21 protein-coding genes are annotated in these 21316 nt (G+C 40.4%); 19 read left to right on the plus strand and 2 right to left on the minus strand.

The genetic code is table 11. The features are described from left to right. Positions 1-307: 307 nt before the first annotated feature. Positions 308-3742, minus strand: coding sequence for a ribonuclease E (gene rne / locus ACTH6U_RS13030; RefSeq protein WP_441832378.1), 3435 nt, complete (start codon positions 3740-3742; stop codon positions 308-310). A 708-nt stretch (positions 3743-4450) separates the two neighbouring features. Here rne and rluC point away from each other — a divergent pair. Then, complete coding sequence (rluC, locus tag ACTH6U_RS13035; protein WP_294105365.1) at positions 4451-5407, plus strand: 23S rRNA pseudouridine(955/2504/2580) synthase RluC; 957 nt, start codon at positions 4451-4453, stop codon at positions 5405-5407. Positions 5408-5468: 61 nt separating this feature from the next. Here rluC and ACTH6U_RS13040 read toward each other — a convergent pair whose 3' ends face one another. Then, positions 5469-6050 carry a Maf family protein gene (locus ACTH6U_RS13040; RefSeq protein WP_294105367.1) on the minus strand — a complete coding sequence of 194 codons (582 nt, stop codon included), beginning with the start codon at positions 6048-6050 and terminating at the stop codon, positions 5469-5471. 143 nt (positions 6051-6193) lie between these two features. On the opposite strand from ACTH6U_RS13040, the gene yceD reads away from it, so the two are divergent. The 18 genes from yceD (at position 6194) to nagZ (ending at position 20261) form a co-directional block, all read left to right on the plus strand. Further along, entirely contained in the window at positions 6194-6718 is a 525-nt protein-coding gene (gene yceD / locus ACTH6U_RS13045; protein WP_294105369.1) for a 23S rRNA accumulation protein YceD, read from the plus strand. A gap of 12 nt (positions 6719-6730) precedes the next feature. After that, a complete protein-coding gene (gene rpmF, locus ACTH6U_RS13050) occupies positions 6731-6901 on the plus strand; it encodes a 50S ribosomal protein L32 (protein ID WP_068444665.1) in 171 nt (56 codons plus the stop codon). A gap of 23 nt (positions 6902-6924) precedes the next feature. After that, positions 6925-7965, plus strand: a complete 1041-nt coding sequence (gene plsX / locus ACTH6U_RS13055; RefSeq protein WP_294105389.1) for a phosphate acyltransferase PlsX — start codon at positions 6925-6927, stop codon at positions 7963-7965. 9 nt (positions 7966-7974) lie between these two features. Beyond that, complete coding sequence (locus ACTH6U_RS13060) at positions 7975-8925, plus strand: beta-ketoacyl-ACP synthase III (protein ID WP_294106180.1); 951 nt, start codon at positions 7975-7977, stop codon at positions 8923-8925. Positions 8926-8943: 18 nt separating this feature from the next. After that, positions 8944-9876: an ACP S-malonyltransferase gene (gene fabD, locus ACTH6U_RS13065; protein WP_441832379.1), complete on the plus strand. Its 933-nt coding sequence runs from the start codon at positions 8944-8946 to the stop codon at positions 9874-9876. Between the two features lie 7 nt (positions 9877-9883). Beyond that, positions 9884-10618, plus strand: a complete 735-nt coding sequence (gene fabG / locus ACTH6U_RS13070) for a 3-oxoacyl-ACP reductase FabG (protein WP_294105391.1) — start codon at positions 9884-9886, stop codon at positions 10616-10618. A 155-nt stretch (positions 10619-10773) separates the two neighbouring features. After that, positions 10774-11010, plus strand: a complete 237-nt coding sequence (gene acpP / locus ACTH6U_RS13075) for an acyl carrier protein (protein ID WP_004253236.1) — start codon at positions 10774-10776, stop codon at positions 11008-11010. 76 nt (positions 11011-11086) lie between these two features. Then, positions 11087-12337, plus strand: coding sequence for a beta-ketoacyl-ACP synthase II (gene fabF, locus ACTH6U_RS13080; RefSeq protein WP_294105539.1), 1251 nt, complete (start codon positions 11087-11089; stop codon positions 12335-12337). A 149-nt stretch (positions 12338-12486) separates the two neighbouring features. Further along, positions 12487-13317 (plus strand): aminodeoxychorismate lyase, encoded by an 831-nt coding sequence (gene pabC, locus ACTH6U_RS13085; protein ID WP_441832380.1) that lies wholly within the window; start codon positions 12487-12489, stop codon positions 13315-13317. A gap of 56 nt (positions 13318-13373) precedes the next feature. Then, a complete protein-coding gene (mltG, locus tag ACTH6U_RS13090) occupies positions 13374-14396 on the plus strand; it encodes an endolytic transglycosylase MltG (RefSeq protein ID WP_441832381.1) in 1023 nt (340 codons plus the stop codon). A gap of 8 nt (positions 14397-14404) precedes the next feature. Next, positions 14405-15031, plus strand: coding sequence for a dTMP kinase (gene tmk / locus ACTH6U_RS13095; RefSeq protein ID WP_441832382.1), 627 nt, complete (start codon positions 14405-14407; stop codon positions 15029-15031). A 12-nt stretch (positions 15032-15043) separates the two neighbouring features. Further along, positions 15044-16036 carry a DNA polymerase III subunit delta' gene (gene holB / locus ACTH6U_RS13100; RefSeq protein ID WP_434719120.1) on the plus strand — a complete coding sequence of 331 codons (993 nt, stop codon included), beginning with the start codon at positions 15044-15046 and terminating at the stop codon, positions 16034-16036. Positions 16037-16048: 12 nt separating this feature from the next. Then, a complete protein-coding gene (locus ACTH6U_RS13105; protein WP_441832383.1) occupies positions 16049-16840 on the plus strand; it encodes a metal-dependent hydrolase in 792 nt (263 codons plus the stop codon). 51 nt (positions 16841-16891) lie between these two features. After that, the gene (hinT, locus tag ACTH6U_RS13110) at positions 16892-17242 is read left to right on the plus strand and encodes a purine nucleoside phosphoramidase (RefSeq protein ID WP_434719119.1); all 351 of its coding nucleotides are present in this window, start codon (positions 16892-16894) and stop codon (positions 17240-17242) included. Continuing rightward, positions 17242-17667, plus strand: coding sequence for a YcfL family protein (locus ACTH6U_RS13115; RefSeq protein WP_294105561.1), 426 nt, complete (start codon positions 17242-17244; stop codon positions 17665-17667). Before hinT ends, ACTH6U_RS13115 begins: the two co-directional genes overlap by 1 nt. Positions 17668-17669: 2 nt before the next feature. Continuing rightward, entirely contained in the window at positions 17670-18251 is a 582-nt protein-coding gene (gene lpoB, locus ACTH6U_RS13120; RefSeq protein WP_294105564.1) for a penicillin-binding protein activator LpoB, read from the plus strand. 51 nt (positions 18252-18302) lie between these two features. Continuing rightward, on the plus strand, positions 18303-19175 hold the full coding sequence (locus tag ACTH6U_RS13125) for a phosphotransferase (RefSeq protein WP_441832384.1): 873 nt from the start codon (positions 18303-18305) through the stop codon (positions 19173-19175). Positions 19176-19238: 63 nt separating this feature from the next. After that, entirely contained in the window at positions 19239-20261 is a 1023-nt protein-coding gene (gene nagZ / locus ACTH6U_RS13130) for a beta-N-acetylhexosaminidase (RefSeq protein ID WP_441829780.1), read from the plus strand. Positions 20262-21316 lie beyond the last annotated feature (1055 nt).

Raw genomic sequence — 21316 nt, forward strand, 5'->3', positions numbered from 1 at the left:
GTGTTGGCTTCGCTTCAGCTACTCAGGTCTCATCCTTATGTATGCTCCCCGAGATGGCTTCGTCTTGCCGCCTACCTACAACGCGAACTATTTAGGAAATATATTAGAGTGGTTTTATTTATCTTTATTCTGAATCATTTGGTTATCTAGATTTTTAAAATTTGCTTACTTACCGCTTATTTACAATGCAAATTATCTAGGGAATGGATTGGTATTTATATAATAGAGGGTTGATTGTATTATCTCTAAGCAATAAAAAAGGCCTCGATGATGTCATCAAGGCCTTTTGAACAACTGAGTGTAATCGTTAGAAACTAGCTGGTTTTGCCATTTCTGAAGTGGCTACACTTGATGCTGCGTGCCCACCAGCACCACCTTTACCTTCAAAAGTAGAAGCTTCGCGTTGATATTCTTTACTCTCAAATGTTGATTCAACAGCCGCAGGTGCAGGTGCTTTTGTCATTGGTGAAGATGAATGACATTTGTACTGCCTTGCAGTTTTTTGAGTTGCAGACGCTATTGTTGGTTTCGTCTCAGTAGGCACTGTAGCAATCGTTTCAGTTACTACTGCGAGTTCAATTGTAGTTTCAGCTATAGCATCAGTTACAGGAGATATAGCCGCGATAGATTCAGTCTCTACCGATTCAGTAACGACAGGCTCTACGACTACAGGTTCTACAACTATAGATTCAACAATAACAACAGCAGGCGTTTCAGTAGCTGTCACTATTTCTTGAGTTTCTTCAACAATAACATTGATAGGCTCAGCGACTATTTCTTCTTTCACTTCTGCAAGTGTCGTTTCTACAGAAACAGGTTCTTCAACTATAGGCTGAGTGATTGGAGCCGTACTTTCGATAACGGGCTCAATTACTGCTTGAGTTGATTCTTCAACTACTGTTTCAGTTGTTTCTACTGTAGAAATAACAGCTTCTGTCACAACATGTTCAACTGCTTCAATGATTTCTACTGGCTTAGTTTCAGCTTCAACTTCAACATTAATCGCTTGTTCAGTTGCTACTGATATAGCTAATTTAGCGGTTTCGGCGAGTGATGCGTTAGCTGAGTTTTGTTGTTCCAGCATTTCTTCATTTGTAATAATTGCAAAGCTTTCTTGTGGAGGCAGAACAATTGGATAACGAATGAATACTTTACCTGAAGCAAATTCTGGCGAAGCAACAGCCCCTGATAATGGCATCGGAGATTTATTTAAATGACGCTCATCACGGAAACGACGACGACGCTGACCACTCACGCGCAAGTGACGAGGAGAGCGACGTGAACGGCGTGGGATAATCGTATCCTGCTTCTCATCATCGCCTACTAGATCGTTATTATCTTGCAGGTTTTCATCATTAAGTTGTGCATTATTTTGTGTAACAGTATTAGCCTGTTGATTGTCATTATCATGGCTTACTACTTTATGTTGTATAGCAGGCGTTGGTGCCGGTAAAGCAGCGGTAGTATTTGCCACAACTGTTGTTGGTTGTTCAGCTGCGGTTGTTGACTCTACAGATGTTGCTGCTTGGTCGTTATCAGTAACACGAATCTTTTGTGTTAACTGACGGCGTTGGCGACGTTGCGCCGCTGGGCGTTGTTCATCTTCTTCTTTTACCGCAGGTGTTACAGCACTGTCTTGCTGAACTTCTTGCTGATTTTTAGCCGTTTGTTGTTGACGTTTTTCGTCTTGACGGCGGCGGCGATCAGCTCGTGGGTCACGGCGTTGCTGCTGATTATCATTAGCTACAGTGGCAGCTTCAGTTGTCGCTTGCTCTTCTGGCTGAGCAGTATTTCTGTTGTTTCTACCTTTATTACGATTATTTGCATCATCAGACTGCGTATTACGGTTATCGCGATTATCGCGATTGTCACGATTATCTGTACTGTCATCGCGGTCACGTCGATTGTTATTGCGACGATTGTTTCTGCGATCATTATTACGACGACGGTCATTATTGCTTGGTCGTGGCGTAGGCGCTGGCGCTTCGACAACTTTTTCTTCTTCAGCGAAAAGATTCTTAAAGAAGGTCGCAACTTTGCTAAATAGGCCTGGCTTAGCGGGTTTATCAGCACTTGTTTGGGTAGGCGCTTTAATCGGGACTTCTTTTGGTTTAAGTGCAGGAACTTCAACAGGTTCTTGTAGCGCAAACGCTGAGATAGCCGGTTGTTCTGGCGCTTTACGTTCTGAGGTTGTGTCGTCAGTATTGCTGAGTGTTTCCGACTCATGGTATTGCGCTAAGTTATAGCTAAGCGTACTAATCTCTTCGCCTTTACGAATACGGATCACATTGTAGTGAGGCGTTAGCATTTGGTCATTAGGGACGATAATGACACGTACTTGATGTTGACGTTGTTCAATCTCAGTGATTGCTTTGCGTTTTTCATTAAGTAAATAAGATGCGACTTGCACAGGAACAATGGCATGAACTTCATGCGTATTTTCTTTTAGTGCTTCTTCTTCAATTAAACGAAGAACAGAAAGAGAAAGTGATTCGTTATCACGAATAGTTCCTGTCCCTGTACAGCGTGGGCACACATGATGGCTTGACTCACCAAGAGAAGGGCTCAAACGCTGACGAGACATTTCTAACAAACCGAAACGTGAGATACGCGCAATTTGAATACGAGCACGGTCTTGTCGAACGGCATCACGTAAACGGTTTTCAACTTCACGTTGATGCCTAACTGGCGTCATATCAATAAAGTCGATAACAATTAGACCACCAAGGTCACGAAGACGTAATTGACGTGCAATTTCATCTGCGGCTTCTAGGTTAGTATTGAACGCGGTTTCTTCGATATCACCGCCACGCGTAGAACGTGAGGAGTTAATATCAATTGCCGTTAATGCTTCAGTTGTGTCAATAACGAGCGCACCACCAGAAGGTAAACGCACTTCACGCTGGAATGCAGACTCTATTTGAGATTCGATTTGGTAGTGGCTAAATAGCGGTATTTCACCACTATAATGTTTAATTTTGCTCGCAAAATCACCACGACCAATGGCTTCAATGTGGTTACGAGCCATTTCAACAACTTTCGGGTTGTCGATAAGGATTTCACCAATATCAGGGCGTAGATAATCGCGGAATGCACGTACAATAACGTTACTTTCTTGATGGATTAAGAAAGGCGCTGGACGATTTTCAGCTGCTTTTTGGATAGCATCCCAATGGCGCAGACGGTAAAGCAAATCTTGTTGTAAAGACTCAGCTGATTTACCAACACCGGCAGTACGAACGATAAGGCCCATACCTTCTGGAATTTCTAAGCATGATAATGCTTCTTTAAGTTCGGTACGATCTTCACCTTCGATACGACGTGAAATTCCGCCTGCACGAGGATTGTTTGGCATTAATACTAAATAGCTACCGGCCAAACTAATAAAAGTGGTTAGTGCCGCACCTTTATTACCACGTTCTTCTTTATCAACTTGAACAATAACTTCTTGGCCTTCCTTTAAAACATCTTTGATGTTAGGGCGACCTTGAGAGTGATAGTTGCTTGGAAAGTATTCGCGGGCAATTTCTTTAATCGGGAGGAAACCGTGTCTTTCAGCACCATAATCAACAAAAGCGGCTTCAAGGCTAGGTTCGATACGGGTAATTTTACCTTTGTAAATGTTGGCTTTTTTTTGTTCATGACCTGGGCTTTCAATATCCAAGTCATAAAGACGTTGCCCGTCAACAAGGGCAACACGCAGCTCTTCTTGTTGAGTTGCGTTTATTAGCATTCTTTTCATGTTGTTACTTACTCATTATTTTTTACTTTATAAATAAAGAGCAGCGAAAAAAAGAGCTACTGTAAACCGATGGCCTCATGATTTTTACAAAGCCGTCTGCCTCTCGGCAGTCGTTCGTATAGAGACGCGCAGTATTCGGTGAACCTGATTCTTAGATTAAAAATTCAGCGTTCTTAATCAGGATGCCGTAAATTTTCATAAAAAACGGAAGTTCCTAACCCAATAAGCTAAAATTCGTTGCTCGCTAATTTATTTGATGTTGTTAAATGTCTTACGCCATTGCTGCATCGTTACGCCATCAAATAACAAATTCAATACCCATTATATTTCAAATTGAATGGTGTTTATTATAAACATAGTACATCACTCAACTGCCTGAACCACATAATTTATCCATGCTTATCGGGCTATTTTCGCTCGATACCTACATGCAATTTGAATTATTTTGGGCATATATCTATTTTAGTGCCAATTCTTGTGTTCAAACATCTCGGCAACTTCTTATTATTCCATTGCCATGTGCATTATAGCAAGTTGATACGTAAGTTATATGGAAATTTTATTGGGAAATAGGATTATTCAGCCAGAAAGTAAGCAAATTGAAAAAAAAGATAAAAAAATTTACGAAAAAGGTATGATAGAAAGAGTGAGTTCGAGTCTTTTTTAATCAATTAAAATTTTAATCAATTAGAGTTAACGCATTCCTTAATGAAAACAGATAACCAAGTTCATTTTATTGATATTAGCGATGACGAAGCAGGGCAACGCATCGATAACTTTTTGCTAGCAAGGCTAAAAGGTGTTCCTAAAAGCATGATTTATCGCATCATCCGTAAGGGTGAGGTACGTGTTAATAAAGGACGGATTAAACCTGAGTATAAATTGCTAGATGGTGACCAAGTTCGCGTGCCGCCAGTGAGAGTTGCAGAGCGTGAAAATGCGCCTGTTTCAGCGAAATTGGATAAAGTTGCTGCTTTAGCTGATTGCATATTGTATGAAGATGAATCGATTTTAGTGATCAATAAACCTTCAGGTACCGCTGTGCATGGTGGTAGTGGTTTAAGTTTTGGTGTAATTGAAGGGTTGCGAGCATTGCGACCAGAAGCCCGTTTTCTTGAATTAGTTCACCGTTTAGATAGAGATACCTCCGGTATTTTACTTGTGGCAAAAAAACGGTCTGCATTAAGAGCATTACATGAGCAATTACGCCTCAAGCAAATGCAAAAAGATTATTTAGCATTGGTGCGTGGCAACTGGCCATCACATATCAAAGTGATTCAAGCGCCATTATTAAAAAACATTCTGCAAAGTGGCGAGAGAGTTGTCAGAGTCAATAGTGAAGGAAAGCCCTCTGAGACACGTTTTAAAGTCGAAGAGCGTTTTGATAATGTGACACTGATAAAAGCAAGCCCTGTAACGGGAAGAACGCATCAGATTCGTGTACATACCTTACATGCAGGGCATCCAATAGCTTTTGATGACCGCTATGGTGACAAGCAATTTGATAGTCAGTTAGCTGATACAGGTTTAAAGCGTCTATTTTTACATGCCAGCTCATTGCGCTTCACTCATCCTAAAACAGGTGAAGAAATGCAAATACAAGCACCTTTAGATGTGAAATTGAGTAATTGCTTGAAAGCCTTACGTGCACGTAAGGCAAATTAATAGGCATTTAATCCGATTTGCGTTAACGAGGAGTAGCAGTTAGATCCTCGTTAACGCTTATTTAGCTTAATGGGTTTATGCCATGCTTACGTAACATTTCGAGTAGTAAAATGATGGGTAGGCCAATTAATGTATTTGGATCGCGGCCATCCAATCGTTCAAATAGAGCAATACCTAATCCTTCAGATTTAAAACTTCCTGCACATTGGAATGGCGCTTCTTTATTGAGATAGTGCGTTATTTCTTCATCACTTAATGGCCTAAAATAGACATCAAACAATTCACATTGAACGTTAAATTTGCCTGTCTCTGTGTCTAGTAAGCACAAACCAGTATAAAAAGTCACTTTGCTGCCGGATGCTGCTTTGAGCTGCTTAAAGGCATTTTCAAAGGTGTGTGGTTTACCAACAATTTGATCATTAATGACACAAACTTGGTCTGAGCCAATAATTAAATGCTGTTGGTATTGCTTAGCCAGTGCATTGGCTTTTTCGTGAGATAAACGAGTAACTAAAGCTTGCGCAGATTCGTGGAGTATAGGGGATTCATCAATATCGGGTGCAGCCGTTAAAAATGGTATGCCTAGTTTTTTTAATAAGGCTTGGCGATAGGGTGAAGTGGAAGCCAAAATAATTGATTTCATAATTTTTCTCGAAACTCATAGCCAAAAGGGATAACTCATTTTAAACTATACACCGCAAAACCTGCGATTTTTTGGTGAAAAGGCAAGATTACATTGCCTTTTTCTTTGACTATAGTTCATTTGAAAGTTAATATGCGCGCCTTATGCAAAAGGTAAAATTACCCCTAACGATTGATGCACAGCGTACAGCTCAGAAAAACCTTGACTATGTTGGGAGTTATACACCTGAGCAAGTTACTCGTATTGCTGAGTCAGTAGTTAGCGTAGATAGTGATGTTGATAACGAATTATCATTTAAAATTGATAATCAGCGTTTGACAGTTATAGAAGGGCATTCCACTGTGGATGTCACGCTAGAATGCCAACGTTGCAGAAAAGATATTAAGCACCATGTCTACATATCGTATTGTTTTAGTCCTGTCGTCAATGACGAAAAGGCCGAAGCATTACCGGAATGCTACGAACCTGTTCATGTAGATGAATTTGGTGAAATAGATTTGCTGGGAATGATAGAAGATGAAATAATTCTTTCCTTACCAGTTGTTCCGGTTCATGATTCTGAACACTGTGAAGTGTCCGAAGCGGACATGGTGTTTGGTGAATTGCCTCCTGAGGCCGAAAAACCAAACCCATTTGCCGTATTAGCCAGTTTAAAGAAAAGTACTTAAGGAGTAAGGTCAATGGCCGTACAACAGAATAAACCAACTCGTTCAAAACGCGGTATGCGTCGTTCACATGATGCACTGACTGCAACCCTAGTTTCTGTAGATAAAACCTCTGGTGAAACTCACCTGCGTCACAATGTGACTGCAGATGGTTATTACCGTGGCCGTAAAGTTATCAACAAGTAGTTTTTAATTTACAAGTTGATACCTTGGCCAATCTAACCATTGCGTTAGATGCTATGGGCGGGGATGTTGGTCCCCGCATCACGGTGCCTGCGGCTTTGCAGGCATTGGCATCTAATCCAGCACTAAAATTACTGCTTGTCGGTCAACCCGAAGCCATTCAACCCTTGCTTGCACAACAGAGTGCCGAGCAAATTTCGCGTATTGAAATTATTCCAGCACAAGGCGTCATAGCGAACGATGCGAAGCCATCAAGTGCTATTAGGCAGAGTAAAGGAACATCGATGCGAGTGGCCTTAGAGTTGGTAAAGACAGGGCAGGCACAAGCTTGTGTAAGTGCAGGAAACACTGGTGCGCTAATGGGTTTGGCAAAACTGATGTTAAAATCAATTGAAGGGATAGAACGCCCTGCATTGATGACAATATTGCCTAATCAGAAAAAAGGTAAAACGGTTGTCCTAGATTTAGGTGCAAACGTGAATTGTAGTAGTGAAATGTTAGTCCAGTTTGCAGTGATGGGTTCGGTTATGGCAGAAGAAATTGCCAATATCAACAACCCTAAAGTCGCTTTACTGAATATTGGTGAAGAAGAAAGTAAAGGACTAGATAATATCCGCGAAGCCGCCGCAGTATTAAAACAAGCCGCGTCGATTAATTATATTGGTTACGTTGAAGGCAATGAATTGCTCACAGGTAAAACCGATGTATTAGTGTGTGACGGCTTCGCAGGTAACGTCTCATTGAAGACAATGGAAGGGGTTATCCGTGTTATCCTTTCATTGTTAAAGTCAGCGGGCGATGAAAATAAAAAAAGCAGTTGGTTTATGCAACTGGCAAAAAAATGGTTAAAAAAACGCTTAATGAAGCGTTTTGTGGATATGAATCCAGACCAGTATAATGGTGCGACTCTGTTAGGATTGAATGGTATTGTTATCAAAAGTCATGGTGCAGCGAACGAACATGCTTTCAAAGCAGCAATTGAGCGTGCGGTACAAGCGGCGGATAAACAAGTACCTGAAAAAATAACAGCGCGACTAAATATTGTTTTACCCAGGAGTGATCAATAACCTATGTCTATGCACAGTAAAATATTAGGAACAGGCAGTTACTTGCCAGAGCAAGTACGTACCAATGCTGACTTGGAAAAAATGGTTGATACTTCTGATGAGTGGATTGTAACGCGCACGGGTATACATGAAAGAAGAATTGCTGGGGAAAACGAAAGTGTTTCCGACATGGGCTTTCATGCTGCAAAAAACGCACTCGAAATGGCAGGCGTTGATAGCAGTGAAATTGGTTTAATTATTGTTGCCACAACATCTGCAACCCACGCATTTCCAAGCGCAGCCTGCCAAGTCCAACAAATGCTCGGTATTAATGATTGCGCTGCATTTGATATTGCAGCAGCCTGTGCGGGTTTTACTTATGCAATAAGTATTGCAGATCAATTCGTTAAAACCGGTATGGCGAAAAAAGCACTCGTTATTGGTGCCGATGCATTATCAAAAACATTAGATCCAAACGACCGCGGTACTGTTATTTTATTCGGTGATGCAGCGGGTGCGGTTGTGATTGGTGAATCTAATGAACCGGGTATTATTTCAACGCATTTACACGCTGATGGGCGCTATGGCGATCTATTAACGCTACCAAATCGTAGTCGTTGTTCTGATGACCCTGCTTACCTGACGATGACAGGTAATGAAGTTTTTAAAGTTGCAGTACGTGAACTCGCTCATATTGTTGATGAAACACTAACGGAGAGTGGCATTGCAAAAGAAGAACTTGATTGGTTAGTGCCACATCAAGCTAATTTAAGAATTATTACAGCGACGGCCAAAAAACTAGATATGACAATGGATAAAGTTGTTGTCACACTTGATCGTCACGGTAATACTTCTGCAGCATCAGTCCCAACAGCTTTTGATGAAGCTGTGCGTGATGGTCGCATTCAGCGAGGTCAACTTGTGCTATTAGAAGCATTTGGTGGTGGATTCACGTGGGGTTCGGCGCTGGTTCGTTTTTAATTTACTGAGAAAATAGACATGACACAATTTGCTATGGTATTTCCCGGACAGGGTTCTCAGTCTCTTGGAATGTTAGCATCATTAGCTGAGCAATATCCGCTAGTTGAGCAAACATTTGCAGAGGCATCAGATGCATTGGGTTACGATCTTTGGGCATTAGTACAAAATGGACCAGAAGAAGAATTAAATAAAACATGGCAGACACAGCCGGCGTTATTAGCAGCATCTGTGGCAATCTTCCGTGTTTGGCAGCAAAAAAAAGGTAAAATGCCAGTAATGATGGCAGGTCACAGCCTTGGTGAGTATTCTGCATTAGTGTGCGCAGGTGTTATCGACTTCAAAGAAGCGATTAAACTGGTAGAATTACGCGGTAAACTAATGCAAGAAGCAGTTCCTCAAGGCACTGGCGCTATGTACGCTATTATTGGTTTAGACAATGATTCGATTGCTAAAGCTTGTGCAGATGCGGCTCAAGGACAAGTTGTTGCGCCGGTCAATTTTAATTCACCAGGCCAAGTTGTTATTGCTGGTGAAAAAGATGCTGTTGAACGCGCCGCTGCGGCCTGTAAAGAAGCGGGCGCTAAACGTGCGTTGCCTTTATCTGTTAGCGTGCCATCACATTGTGCATTAATGAAGCCAGCGGCTGAAAAATTAGCAATTGCATTAGAAAAAATTGAATTTTGTGAGCCAGATTATCCAGTGATCAACAATGTTGATGTTAAAATGGAGCAATCAGCGAAAAATATTCGTGATGCTTTGGTCCGTCAACTGTATAATCCAGTCTGCTGGACGCAAACAGTCGAGTTAATGGCAGAACAAGGTGTTGATCATCTTGTTGAAATGGGACCGGGCAAAGTATTAACTGGTCTTACCAAGCGGATTGTCTCTAATTTAACTGCCGTAGCAGTCAATGATCCTGTATCATTAGACACTGCTTTAGAAAATATCTGAGGACGACATGAGCTTTGATGGAAAAATTGCCCTTGTAACGGGTGCAAGTCGCGGGATTGGTAAAGCAATCGCTTTAACTTTAATTGCTCGCGGTGCGACCGTTATTGGTACAGCAACAAGCGAAAATGGTGCACAAGCAATTACCGCTTATCTTGATGGTAAGGGGAAGGGTTTTGCATTGGACGTGACCTCGCCAGAGTCAATTGCAGAAACTTTGACCAAAATTCGTGAAGAATTTGGTGAAATTGATATTTTGATTAACAATGCGGGCATAACACGTGATAACCTATTGATGCGCATGAAAGAAGATGAGTGGCAAGATATTATTGACACCAACCTTTCATCCGTTTACCGTTTGTCTAAATCTGTTTTGCGTGCCATGATGAAAAAACGTTGTGGACGTATTATTTCCATTGCATCAGTTGTCGGTGTTATGGGAAATGCAGGGCAAACGAATTACGCAGCAGCGAAAGCAGGGCTTATTGGTTTTAGTAAATCATTAGCACGTGAAGTCGCTTCTCGTGGTATCACTGTCAATGTAGTAGCACCTGGTTTTATCGAAACTGATATGACTAAGGCGTTGACAGAAGAACAGCGTGCAGGCATTTTATCTCAGGTTCCTGCAGATAGATTGGGTGATGCACAAGAAATTGCCAGTGCTGTAGCGTTTTTAGCTTCTGATGAAGCGGCCTACATTACGGGTGAAACATTGCATGTCAATGGCGGCATGTATATGATCTAAAGAAATGAGGGAACCATTTGCATTAATTAGTGTTATATAGCGCAAAATAATGCAAAATTATGGTTTCCACAGCCGGGATTGGGTTGTATCTTTTCCTGTATTCATAAACTACGAAAACCATCGCGAAAGCGAGTTTTGATAGGAATTTTAATAGTATGAGCACTATCGAAGAACGCGTTAAGAAAATCATCGTTGAACAACTGGGTGTTAAAGAGGAAGAAGTTGTAAATACAGCTTCATTTGTTGATGACTTGGGCGCTGATTCTCTTGACACAGTTGAGCTAGTAATGGCTCTAGAAGAAGAGTTCGATTGCGAAATCCCTGACGAAGAAGCTGAAAAGATCACAACAGTACAGGCTGCGATTGACTACGTCGAGAACGCATCTAAATAATTGTACTAAACTTATCTAGGCGATCACTCGATCGCCTATGTTCCCTTTGTCACTTTTCCCTCTTAGGAGGATGCGCGTGTCTAAGCGTCGTGTAGTCATAACCGGACTAGGCATGTTATCCCCTGTCGGCAACACAGTTGAATCATCATGGAAAGCTGTTTGTGGCGGACAGAGTGGTATCAGCCTTATCGAGCATTTTGATACTACTAACCACGCAACTAAATTTGCAGGCTTAGTAAAAGATTTCAATTACGAAGATTATGACATCTCTCGCAAAGATGCGAAGAAGATGGACCCATTTATTCAATATGGCATTGCAGCAGGCTATCAAGCTGTTAAAGATGCGGGATTGGAAGTAACAGAAGCCAATGCTACACGTTTCGGTGCAGCGATTGGTTCTGGTATTGGAGGGTTAGGTTTAATTCAAGATAACTGTGAGTCTATTCAACACGGTGGTCCTCGAAAAGTAAGCCCATTCTTCGTGCCTTCAACAATTATCAACATGGTTGCAGGTCATTTAAGCATCATGTACGGTTTGCGTGGTCCAAGTATTTCTATCGCCACTGCTTGTACATCGGGTGTGCATAATATTGGGCATGCAGCACGTATGATAGCTTATGGTGACGCAGACATAATGTTGGCAGGTGGCGCAGAAAAAGCGACAACCCCGCTAGGTGTTGCTGGCTTTGGCGCAGCTAGAGCATTATCAACACGTAATGATAACCCACAAGCGGCTAGCCGTCCTTGGGATAAAGACCGTGATGGTTTTGTTCTTGGTGATGGTGCGGGTATCATCGTACTTGAAGAATATGAACATGCAAAAGCGCGTGGTGCAAAAATCTATGCAGAGGTTGCAGGCTTTGGTATGAGCAGCGATGCTTACCATATGACTTCACCACCTGAAAATGGTGAAGGGGCTGCTCGTGCAATGATTAATGCGCTGCAAGACGCGGGTATCGAAGCAAGTGATATCGGCTATATTAATGCTCATGGAACATCGACTCCAGCAGGTGATTTAGCTGAGGCTCAAGCAGTTATTTCTGTATTTGGCGAAGGTACTGATGTATTAGTCAGTTCAACTAAGTCAATGACAGGGCATCTTTTAGGTGCTGCGGGCGCTGTTGAATCTATCTTTACGATTTTGTCGTTGTGTGATCAAATCGTTCCACCGACCATTAACCTTGATAATCAAGATGAATCTTGCAAGTTAGATCTTGTACCGGGTAAAGCAAGGAAAGTTGAGAACATGGAATATGCGCTATGTAACTCATTTGGTTTTGGTGGTACAAATGGCTCGTTGATATTCCGTCGTTATCACGCAGAATAAGCATCGGCTATATTGAAATTAAAGCTCCAGATTACCTTAGGGTCTGGGGCTTTTCTTTTTCCTATCCTTTACAGCACTTCATGCTTTAGTTTATGATAACTCCATTATGTTACTGTCTGATTTATCAGCTTTTATTATAAGTATAATCAATGTCATACTGGGTAAATGGTCAAATTTGTAATCAAATCGATGTCGCTGATCGCGCTGTTTCATTCGGGGATGGCTGCTTTACGACTATACATGGGGTTAATCAACATGCACAAATGTTGAAAAATCATATTGGTCGTTTGATAAGTGATAGCCGACGATTAAAATTACCACAGCCGGATTGGCAGGCGCTTACCGCACATATAGAAGCGATATGTCGTGAACAAACTGATGATGAGTTTGTCGTGAAAGTGATTATTAGCCGTGGTGTAGGTGGTCGGGGGTATAGTTCAAAAGGGTTTAACCAACCCACAGTCATCACTGCGATTTCAGAATTTCCTCAACATTATCCGCTATTGCAGCAAACAGGTGCTCAACTTATCCTTAGCTCAATTCCATTGAGTCGAAATACTTTGCTGGCAGGAATGAAGCATCTTAATCGTTTAGAACAAGTTTTGATCCGACAGGAAATCGATGAAGCGCAAGTAGATGAAGCGATTGTATTAGATACCAATGGCATCATGGTCGAGTGTTGTAGTGCTAATTTCTTTTGGCGTGTGAAAAATCGAGTTTATACCCCGGCATTATCTTATTCAGGTGTGAATGGGCTTATGAGACAAAAGATAATGGCACTTCTTTCTGGCAGTCAGTACACTTTGGAAGAAGTCGAACGGTTTCCGGCGATATTGGCTCAATGTAATGAGGTTGTTATTTGTAATAGTTTAATGCCAATTTTACCGGTGGCGACAATTACCTTGAAAGAGTCACAGTCTGTATTGGAATACCAATCACGAGAATTATTTGAATATCTGCTTTTGCGTTGTCAGATGTAGTTAATACTTTCAAATCTGATCTATATCGGCAAACCTAGTTTTTAAGTGGTCAAAACATGAAATTAGCCAAAAAAATAGCACTTGTTATCTTTGTTCTCGTATTAGTCGGTGGAATTGCTGCTTATTTGCAGTATCGACAGGTTATTAACTATGCAAAAGTGACAGTCAATTTAACGCAAGAAAAAATATTTACAGTACCTGCGGGAACGGGTCGTGTTGCATTGGAAGATTTACTTGTTAAAGATAATATCATTGAGCAAGGACATGAATTTCAGTGGTTATTAAAGCTACGCCCTGAATTGGCAAAAATGAAAGCAGGTACTTATCGTTTACAACCTGAAATGAATGTTGAACAAGTTTTGGCGCTTATTGCGAGTGGTAAAGAAGCTCAGTTTTCAATTCGTTTTATTGAAGGAAATCGTTTCTCAGATTGGAGTAATATTTTACGTGATGCACCTTATTTAGAAAATAAAGCTAAGGATGCAACCCAAACTGAATTATACGCGATGATTGGTTATGATGGCGAAGGTTTACTTGAGGGGTGGTTGTATCCTGATACTTATTCATATACAGCGGGAACAGCAGATACCGATATCCTCAAACGCGCTTATCAGCGTATGAAAAACAGCCTAGATGAAGAGTGGGCTGGGCGTGATCGTGATTTGCCGTACAAAAATGCATATGAAATGCTGATAATGGCCTCAATCATTGAAAAAGAAACCGGAATTGATAGTGAAAGGTCTCAGGTAGCCTCTGTATTTATTAACCGACTGAAGAAAAACATGCGTTTGCAAACAGACCCAACCGTTATTTACGGGCTTGGTGATAAGTACCGTGGTAAAATTTACCGAAGCGATCTCGATAACTACTCAGCGTATAACACGTATAAGATAGATGGACTACCTCCGACACCAATTGCTATGCCGGGTTTAGCATCAATAAAAGCGGCCGCGCACCCAGCAAAAACAGATTACTTATATTTTGTTGCAAATGGGACGGGTGGGCATACTTTTAGTCATAACCTTAATGACCACAACCGTGCAGTTAAAGTTTACCGACAAATTGAACAGAAAAATTGATAAACAAAATGAAAAACCAATTTATTGTTATTGAAGGATTAGAAGGGGCAGGGAAAACAACTGCAATTAATACGGTTGTTGAAACCCTTAACCAAGCCGGAATTCAAGATATCGTTTTCACACGTGAACCTGGTGGTACACCGTTAGCTGAAAAGCTACGAGAACTGGTTAAACAAGGTATTGAAGGTGACAAAGTGACTGATAAAGCAGAGCTATTGATGCTTTATGCTGCGCGCGTTCAGTTAGTTGATACCGTGATAAAACCCGCTTTAGCCGCAGGTAAGTGGGTTGTTGGTGACCGTCATGATCTTTCATCTCAAGCGTATCAAGGTGGCGGAAGATGTATTGATCGCGAACTTATGCAATCTTTGCGTGATTTAGTGCTAGGGGATTTCAAACCTGCATTAACGCTTTATCTTGACCTTCCACCTGCATTAGGTTTACAGCGTGCACGTTCACGAGGTGAGCTTGATCGAATTGAGAAAGAGTCGTTAGCTTTTTTTGAACGGACTCGTGCTCGTTATACCGAACTTGCCGCTCAAGATGAGTCCATTTTAACCATTGATGCAAGTCAAAATATCGAGCAAGTTCAAAAAGATATTCGTAGTACACTTCAGCAATGGTTAGCTAAATAAGGTTATGACGTAATGAACTGGTACCCTTGGTTAAATGATAGCTATCGCCAATTAATAGCGACTTATCAAAGTGGTCGTGGGCATCATGCTTTATTATTGCACGCATTTCCGGGAAATGGAGCTGAAGCTCTTTGCTATGGTATTAGCCGTTGGTTAATTTGTCAGAAGAAAGATGGACTGAAAAGTTGCGGTGAATGTCATAGTTGTCGCTTAATGTTAGCAGGAACACATCCTGATTATCATGTTTTAGTGCCAGAAAAAGGTAAGCAAACGGTTAGTGTTGAATCGGTTAGGAAGCTCACGGAAATACTTAGCAGTCATGCTCAACAAGGCGGCGCTAGAGTTGTTTATATTCCTAATGCAGAGATATTAACCGATGCAGCAGCAAATGCGTTGTTAAAAACGCTAGAAGAGCCGGGCAAAGAAACTTATTTCTTACTAGGCTGTGAGAAAAAAGAAAGTCTACTGGCAACGTTAAGAAGCCGCTGTTTAACACATTTTTTACCCGCGCCAGAACAACAAATCGCGTTATATTGGTTGCAAAAACAAATTGCTAATTTGAATACAAATAATGCGATAACCGCGTTGAAACTTTGCCAAGGCTCACCTATAGCGGCATTAGCACTTCTTAGCCCAGAACATTGGCAAAAACGTAGTACATTATTTGACGAGTTAGAGATTGCATTACAACAACGTGATTTATTACGTTTGCTACCTATTTTAAACAGCGATAATGGGCCTGAATTGATTAGTTGGTTATTAGGACTATTATCGGATGCGTTAAAATTGCAGCAAAATGCCGTACAATATTGTATTAATCAAGACCAATTATCACGGGTCTCATTGTTATCGACCTCGATGACACGTTCACAACTAGTTAATGCTTATGAGCAGTGGCAAAATTGTCGCCATCAATTAGTGACGGTCTCTGCGCTTAATCAAGAATTGATTTTGACTAATCAGTTATTACAATGGGAAGCATTGATTGCAAATCCCTCATTATGAAAAGAGTAAAATATGTTTGTAGTTGATTCACATTGTCATCTCGATTGCTTAGATTATGAAAAAATACACTCTAACGTTGATGATGTTATTACTAAGGCATCTGCGCGTGATGTCAACTTCATGTTAGCCGTTGCCACGACGTTGCAAGGCTTTGAAAGCATGAAACAGCTTATTGGGATGCGTGATAATATTGCGTTTTCCTGTGGTATTCATCCACTAAATTTAGATGAAGGCCATGATTTTGAAAGATTAGCGCAATTAGCGGCTGGCAGTGAAGTTGTTGCCCTTGGCGAAACGGGGCTTGATTATTATTACCAGCAAGAAAATGCCGCGTTGCAACAAACGTCTTTTCGTCAGCACATTCGAATTGGGCGTCAAGTTAACAAACCTGTTATTGTGCACACTCGCGCAGCTCGTGAAGATACCTTATCGATTTTACGAGAAGAAAAGGTAACTGAGTGTGGGGGTGTTTTACATTGTTTCACTGAAGATAAAGATACGGCGATAGAATTACTTGATTTAGGAATGTATATCTCTTTTTCGGGAATTGTGACTTTTCGTAATGCTGAGCAAATAAGAGAAGCCGCACGTGTTGTCCCGCTTGATCGAATTTTAGTGGAAACTGACTCGCCATATTTGGCACCGGTTCCCCATCGTGGTAAAGAGAATCAACCTGCATATGTTCGTGATGTTGTGGAGTATATGGCTGTGCTTAAAGGTATTAGTGTTGAGCAGATGGCTGAAATTACCACAGAGAATTTTAATCGCTTGTTCCATTTGAATGTGGGTAAAAACAGCGATTAGGTTTTAACTAACCATAATATAAGTCATTATTGAATTATTAAGGAAAATGAAATGGCAGAAGAAACTATTTTCAGTAAGATTATTCGACGTGAAATTCCTGCTGATGTGGTTTATCAAGATGAACTGGTTACTGCATTTCGTGATATTTCACCGCAGGCACCGACTCACGTTTTGATTATTCCTAACAAGCTTATCCCTACCGTTAATGATATTACCGCTGATGATGAACAAACACTCGGTCGCTTATTTACAGTTGCAGCTAAAATTGCCAAAGAAGAAGGCATTGCTGAAAATGGTTATCGCCTGATTATGAATTGTAATGAACATTCAGGCCAAGAAGTTTTTCATATCCATATGCACCTTGTTGGCGGACGCCATTTAGGCCCATTACTTGCAAAATAATGGATAACCCAGTGGGACATGTTGCTATAACGGCTAAGCGTTTTTTTGCACTCAGTATCATGATAATGGTATTGAGTGGTTGCCTTTGGGGCAAAAAAAATGGGCTCATATTTAACGAGCAGCAGCGGATAATTATGGAATCTGCGGTCTTAGCAGAAGGTATCATTGCTGAAAATCCGATCATCAGTGTGGAAAATTATCAAACAGCCGCCACAATTAATATTAGCAATATACAGCCACAAGCTGTGACAGTGTTATATCGCTTGTATTGGTATGATGAGCAAGGGCTGAGAATTGAAACATCCGCTGTTTTAACACAACAAATTCCAGGAAATTCGATGGTGACTGTTAATGCCGTGAGTCTTTCACCTTTAGCGCGCAATGTCCGTATTTATATATTCTTACCACCAAAGGCTGGAGAATAGTCATGAAACACGTTTTATGGGTTGCAATTGCAACGTTATTATTAGCTGGTTGTCCCTCTTATCCTCCCCAAGAGCCGGTTAAACAACCGCCAATCGTACCTGTAGAGCCTGAACAACCGCCACAAGTGACACCGCCACCACCGACAGATAAAGTACCTACACCACCAAAACAGCAAACTACGAATTGGTCTGCATCGATTACCCCTTTGGTTGGACAAATGGCATCAGCGGAAGGTGTTGAAAGTGGTAAAGTGTTGTTGGTTGATTCGGTAAAAAATAATACAAATGGTTCTTTACCTGTACAAGTTGTCACCGGTGCCATGACCACTGCGGTTGAAAATACGCAACGCTTCAAGGTTGTGCCACAAAGTGTTGTGAGTTCGGCACGTAAAACATTGGGTTTATCACAAGATGATAGCCTTGTGACACGCAGTAAAGCGATTGGTTTAGGGCGTTACGTGCAAGCGGATTATGTCATTTACAGTGTTATTTCAGGTTCAACTAAAGAGCGCAATATTGAAATGCAGCTAATGGAAGTGCAAACAGGCGAAATTGTTTGGACGGGTAAACACACGATTGAGTAGTAAAAATCTGCACAATGAAAAGTCGAGCAGTAACCAGCTGAGTAATAAAAAGTGAATAACAATAATGCGTTATTCTCTTTGCTTATGCGTTATTTTCCTCATGTATTAACGCAAAATTGGGAGATAACGCCTTTAGCTGGTTTGTCTGGAGGCACATATTTATTACAAACTCGGTGTGCCCATCAGCGTATTAGTCTTATTGCTCGTGCCGATGGACAAACTCAGTCATCTTTATATGTTGATCGCGATAAAGAAGCACAAATTTTAAAGCAACTTGAACAATTTCCTTATGCCCCGAAATTGATTGGCCGCAATAATCATTGGTTATTATTAACATGGTGCGTAGGGCAAAACCCTCACTATACCACCTTTGTCTCTCCTGAATTTCAAGCAAAGCTCGCTAACATTGTTGCGCAGTTGCATTGCCATCCTTTATTAAATTATCGCTTACAATTGAGAAATGAAATTGCGCATTATGGTGCTCTTATCGATAAAAAGCGCCTATCGCCAAGGTGGAAAAAAATTCATCATCAATTTTTGACGATGAAAATGCCGAAAACATTAAAACTTGCGCCGGCGCATATGGATATTCATAGTGGAAATGTTGTCAGTAACAGTGATGGGAAAATAATGTTGTTAGACTGGGAATATGCGGCGAATACGGATATCGCATTTTCATTAGAAACTTATTTTCAATTCAATGAGCTTACTTTAAATCAGCAAGATTTCTTTCTTCATCATTACTGTGATGTCAGTGGTGCGTATAGCGATAAAATACGGCTAGCTAAGCACTGTCATTTATGGACGCCATGGGTAAAATATATGATGTTAATGTGGTATGAAGTGCAGTGGAATGAAAGTCATCAGCCGCAGTTTTTGCTACAATCACATTCATTAAGGCAATATTTCAATTTACTTGGTTGATAGTTAACGCTGATAACTGAGTTGATAATCATTTGTAGAATAGTTTAATAAGCGAGGCAGGCTATGGGTCCGATAATGCTGGATGTTCAGGGATATGAGCTGGACAATGAAGAGCGCGAAATATTAGCCCACCCCTTAGTTGGCGGTTTGATTTTATTTACCCGTAACTTTCATGACGCCGCTCAATTAAGAGAACTAGTGCGTCAAATCAGAGATGCATCAAGACATCGCTTATTGATAGCTGTCGATCAGGAAGGTGGACGTGTACAGCGTTTTCGTGATGGTTTTACCGCCTTACCTTCAGCACAAGCTTTTGCTGAGCTAAACAGCCAAATGGATGGTGCAAAACTTGCTCAAGAAGCAGGGTGGTTAATGGCATCCGAAATGATAGCGATGGATATTGATATCAGCTTTGCGCCCGTTTTAGATTTAGGTCATCAAAGTATTGCGATTGGAGAACGTTCATTTCATGATAATCCTGAGATTGCAATGGTGATGGCTGAGCGTTTCATTAAAGGTATGCACAGTGCTGGAATGAAGACCACAGGTAAACATTTCCCTGGGCATGGTGCTGTAAAAGCTGATTCACATAAAGAAACGCCTCGTGATGAGCGTTCATTAGAAACCATTCGTGGTAAGGATATGTCGATTTTTAAAGATTTTATCCAGAGAGATTTATTAGATGCCATTATGCCAGCTCATGTTATATACACTCAGGTAGATGAACGTCCTGCAAGTGGTTCACCATTTTGGTTGAAATCAGTGCTTCGTGAGCAACTTGGCTTTAACGGGGTTATTTTTTCTGATGACCTCTCTATGGAAGGCGCGGCTATTATGGGAAGTTACCCTGAAAGAGCTAGCGCTTCTTTAAATGCGGGTTGTGATATGGTTCTTGTTTGTAATAACCCTGAAGGTGCTGTGAGTGTTTTGGATAATTTACCAAAACAACAAAATAGCCAAGCTTCTAAGTTATATCATAGTGGTCGCCAATACAGTTTGAAAGAGTTGCAAAGTGTAGAGCGTTGGAAAGATGGTCATCGTCAATTGGTCAATTTGCACCAAAAATGGCAAGAGCATCGTCAGTAGTTTTATTGAATTTCTAATTTATCGATATCAGCTAGAAATTATATCTAGCTGATATACATCAAAATATGTAACAACCTCCGATTCCTTACCATGCTGATTCTTTGATGATCCATGTCAGATGGATAAATTTTCGATTCCCCCCTGATTAAAACATCTTCCATTACATTAATTATTGTTACTCTATCGTCCAAAATTTCACATGAGGTTAGTGAACGCAGTCGATACCCCAATAGTATTATTTCTAATCAATACCATTATTGTGCATCGGAAAAATATTGATTGTTTTTTAGCTTCATATAGTTTTAATCTCTTTTTATTTTTATTTTTTTAGGTAAATAGTCCATTAAGAGTTGGCAGTTATTAGTTAACTTGTCATATAAAACTAAAAATAGTACTGATGGAATTTACATCTAATTAGTGTGATTTCAAATTGTTAATATTATTTAACTGAAATGAAAATAATAAAAAAAGTTAAGTAATATAAAAAGATATTTATTAATAATGTTATATAGAAATAGATTGCAATGTATCCAAAATCTAATATTTCAATCTTTACTATTAAGTAATCGGTTGCTTTACCGATATGTAGAAGGTAATTACATATATCTGCATTTAAATTGTTTGGATAAATTTGAAATGTACCTAAATAGCGATTTTTAATTTTAATCGTTCAGTGGATATTAAAGTGAATACAACAGCGCAATGTGATGTAAATCACATTGAATCATAGATAAAATGCAAGTGATGTAACAGGTTGTGACAGTGATCGTTTTAATTGACGGTAAATTACGATAGCATTCAGATTATGACGAAATTATTACAATTCGAAGCTAATGAAGATTTACTCGACGAGAGATAAAAAACAAAAAAAACGCTGAACTGTTTAAGTTAAATATAACTAAATGTATGAGGATTACGCCTCATCGTACTCGTTTTGTCTATTTTTAAATAGTTATTAAGATAATAATTAAAGAGATAAGTAAGTTGATATTAGTGTTTAATTCTTTTGCGTAGAAAAATAAGATTTTAGTGTTTGAAATGGAAGTGATGTTTAT

Origin of the sequence: Providencia sp. (assembly GCF_052096715.1) — a bacterium.
GTDB lineage: Bacteria > Pseudomonadota > Gammaproteobacteria > Enterobacterales > Enterobacteriaceae > Providencia.

Bases quoted from the DNA above. Each gene is read 5' to 3' on its own strand.
- rne (WP_441832378.1), bottom strand. From the start codon at position 3,742: ATGAAAAGAATGCTAATAAACGCAACTCAACAAGAAGAGCTGCGTGTT.
- rluC (WP_294105365.1), top strand. From the start codon at position 4,451: ATGAAAACAGATAACCAAGTTCATTTTATTGATATTAGCGATGACGAA.
- ACTH6U_RS13040 (WP_294105367.1), bottom strand. From the start codon at position 6,050: ATGAAATCAATTATTTTGGCTTCCACTTCACCCTATCGCCAAGCCTTA.
- yceD (WP_294105369.1), top strand. From the start codon at position 6,194: ATGCAAAAGGTAAAATTACCCCTAACGATTGATGCACAGCGTACAGCT.
- rpmF (WP_068444665.1), top strand. From the start codon at position 6,731: ATGGCCGTACAACAGAATAAACCAACTCGTTCAAAACGCGGTATGCGT.
- ACTH6U_RS13060 (WP_294106180.1), top strand. From the start codon at position 7,975: ATGCACAGTAAAATATTAGGAACAGGCAGTTACTTGCCAGAGCAAGTA.
- fabD (WP_441832379.1), top strand. From the start codon at position 8,944: ATGACACAATTTGCTATGGTATTTCCCGGACAGGGTTCTCAGTCTCTT.
- fabG (WP_294105391.1), top strand. From the start codon at position 9,884: ATGAGCTTTGATGGAAAAATTGCCCTTGTAACGGGTGCAAGTCGCGGG.
- acpP (WP_004253236.1), top strand. From the start codon at position 10,774: ATGAGCACTATCGAAGAACGCGTTAAGAAAATCATCGTTGAACAACTG.
- pabC (WP_441832380.1), top strand. From the start codon at position 12,487: ATGTCATACTGGGTAAATGGTCAAATTTGTAATCAAATCGATGTCGCT.
- mltG (WP_441832381.1), top strand. From the start codon at position 13,374: ATGAAATTAGCCAAAAAAATAGCACTTGTTATCTTTGTTCTCGTATTA.
- tmk (WP_441832382.1), top strand. From the start codon at position 14,405: ATGAAAAACCAATTTATTGTTATTGAAGGATTAGAAGGGGCAGGGAAA.
- holB (WP_434719120.1), top strand. From the start codon at position 15,044: ATGAACTGGTACCCTTGGTTAAATGATAGCTATCGCCAATTAATAGCG.
- ACTH6U_RS13105 (WP_441832383.1), top strand. From the start codon at position 16,049: ATGTTTGTAGTTGATTCACATTGTCATCTCGATTGCTTAGATTATGAA.
- hinT (WP_434719119.1), top strand. From the start codon at position 16,892: ATGGCAGAAGAAACTATTTTCAGTAAGATTATTCGACGTGAAATTCCT.
- ACTH6U_RS13115 (WP_294105561.1), top strand. From the start codon at position 17,242: ATGGATAACCCAGTGGGACATGTTGCTATAACGGCTAAGCGTTTTTTT.
- lpoB (WP_294105564.1), top strand. From the start codon at position 17,670: ATGAAACACGTTTTATGGGTTGCAATTGCAACGTTATTATTAGCTGGT.
- nagZ (WP_441829780.1), top strand. From the start codon at position 19,239: ATGGGTCCGATAATGCTGGATGTTCAGGGATATGAGCTGGACAATGAA.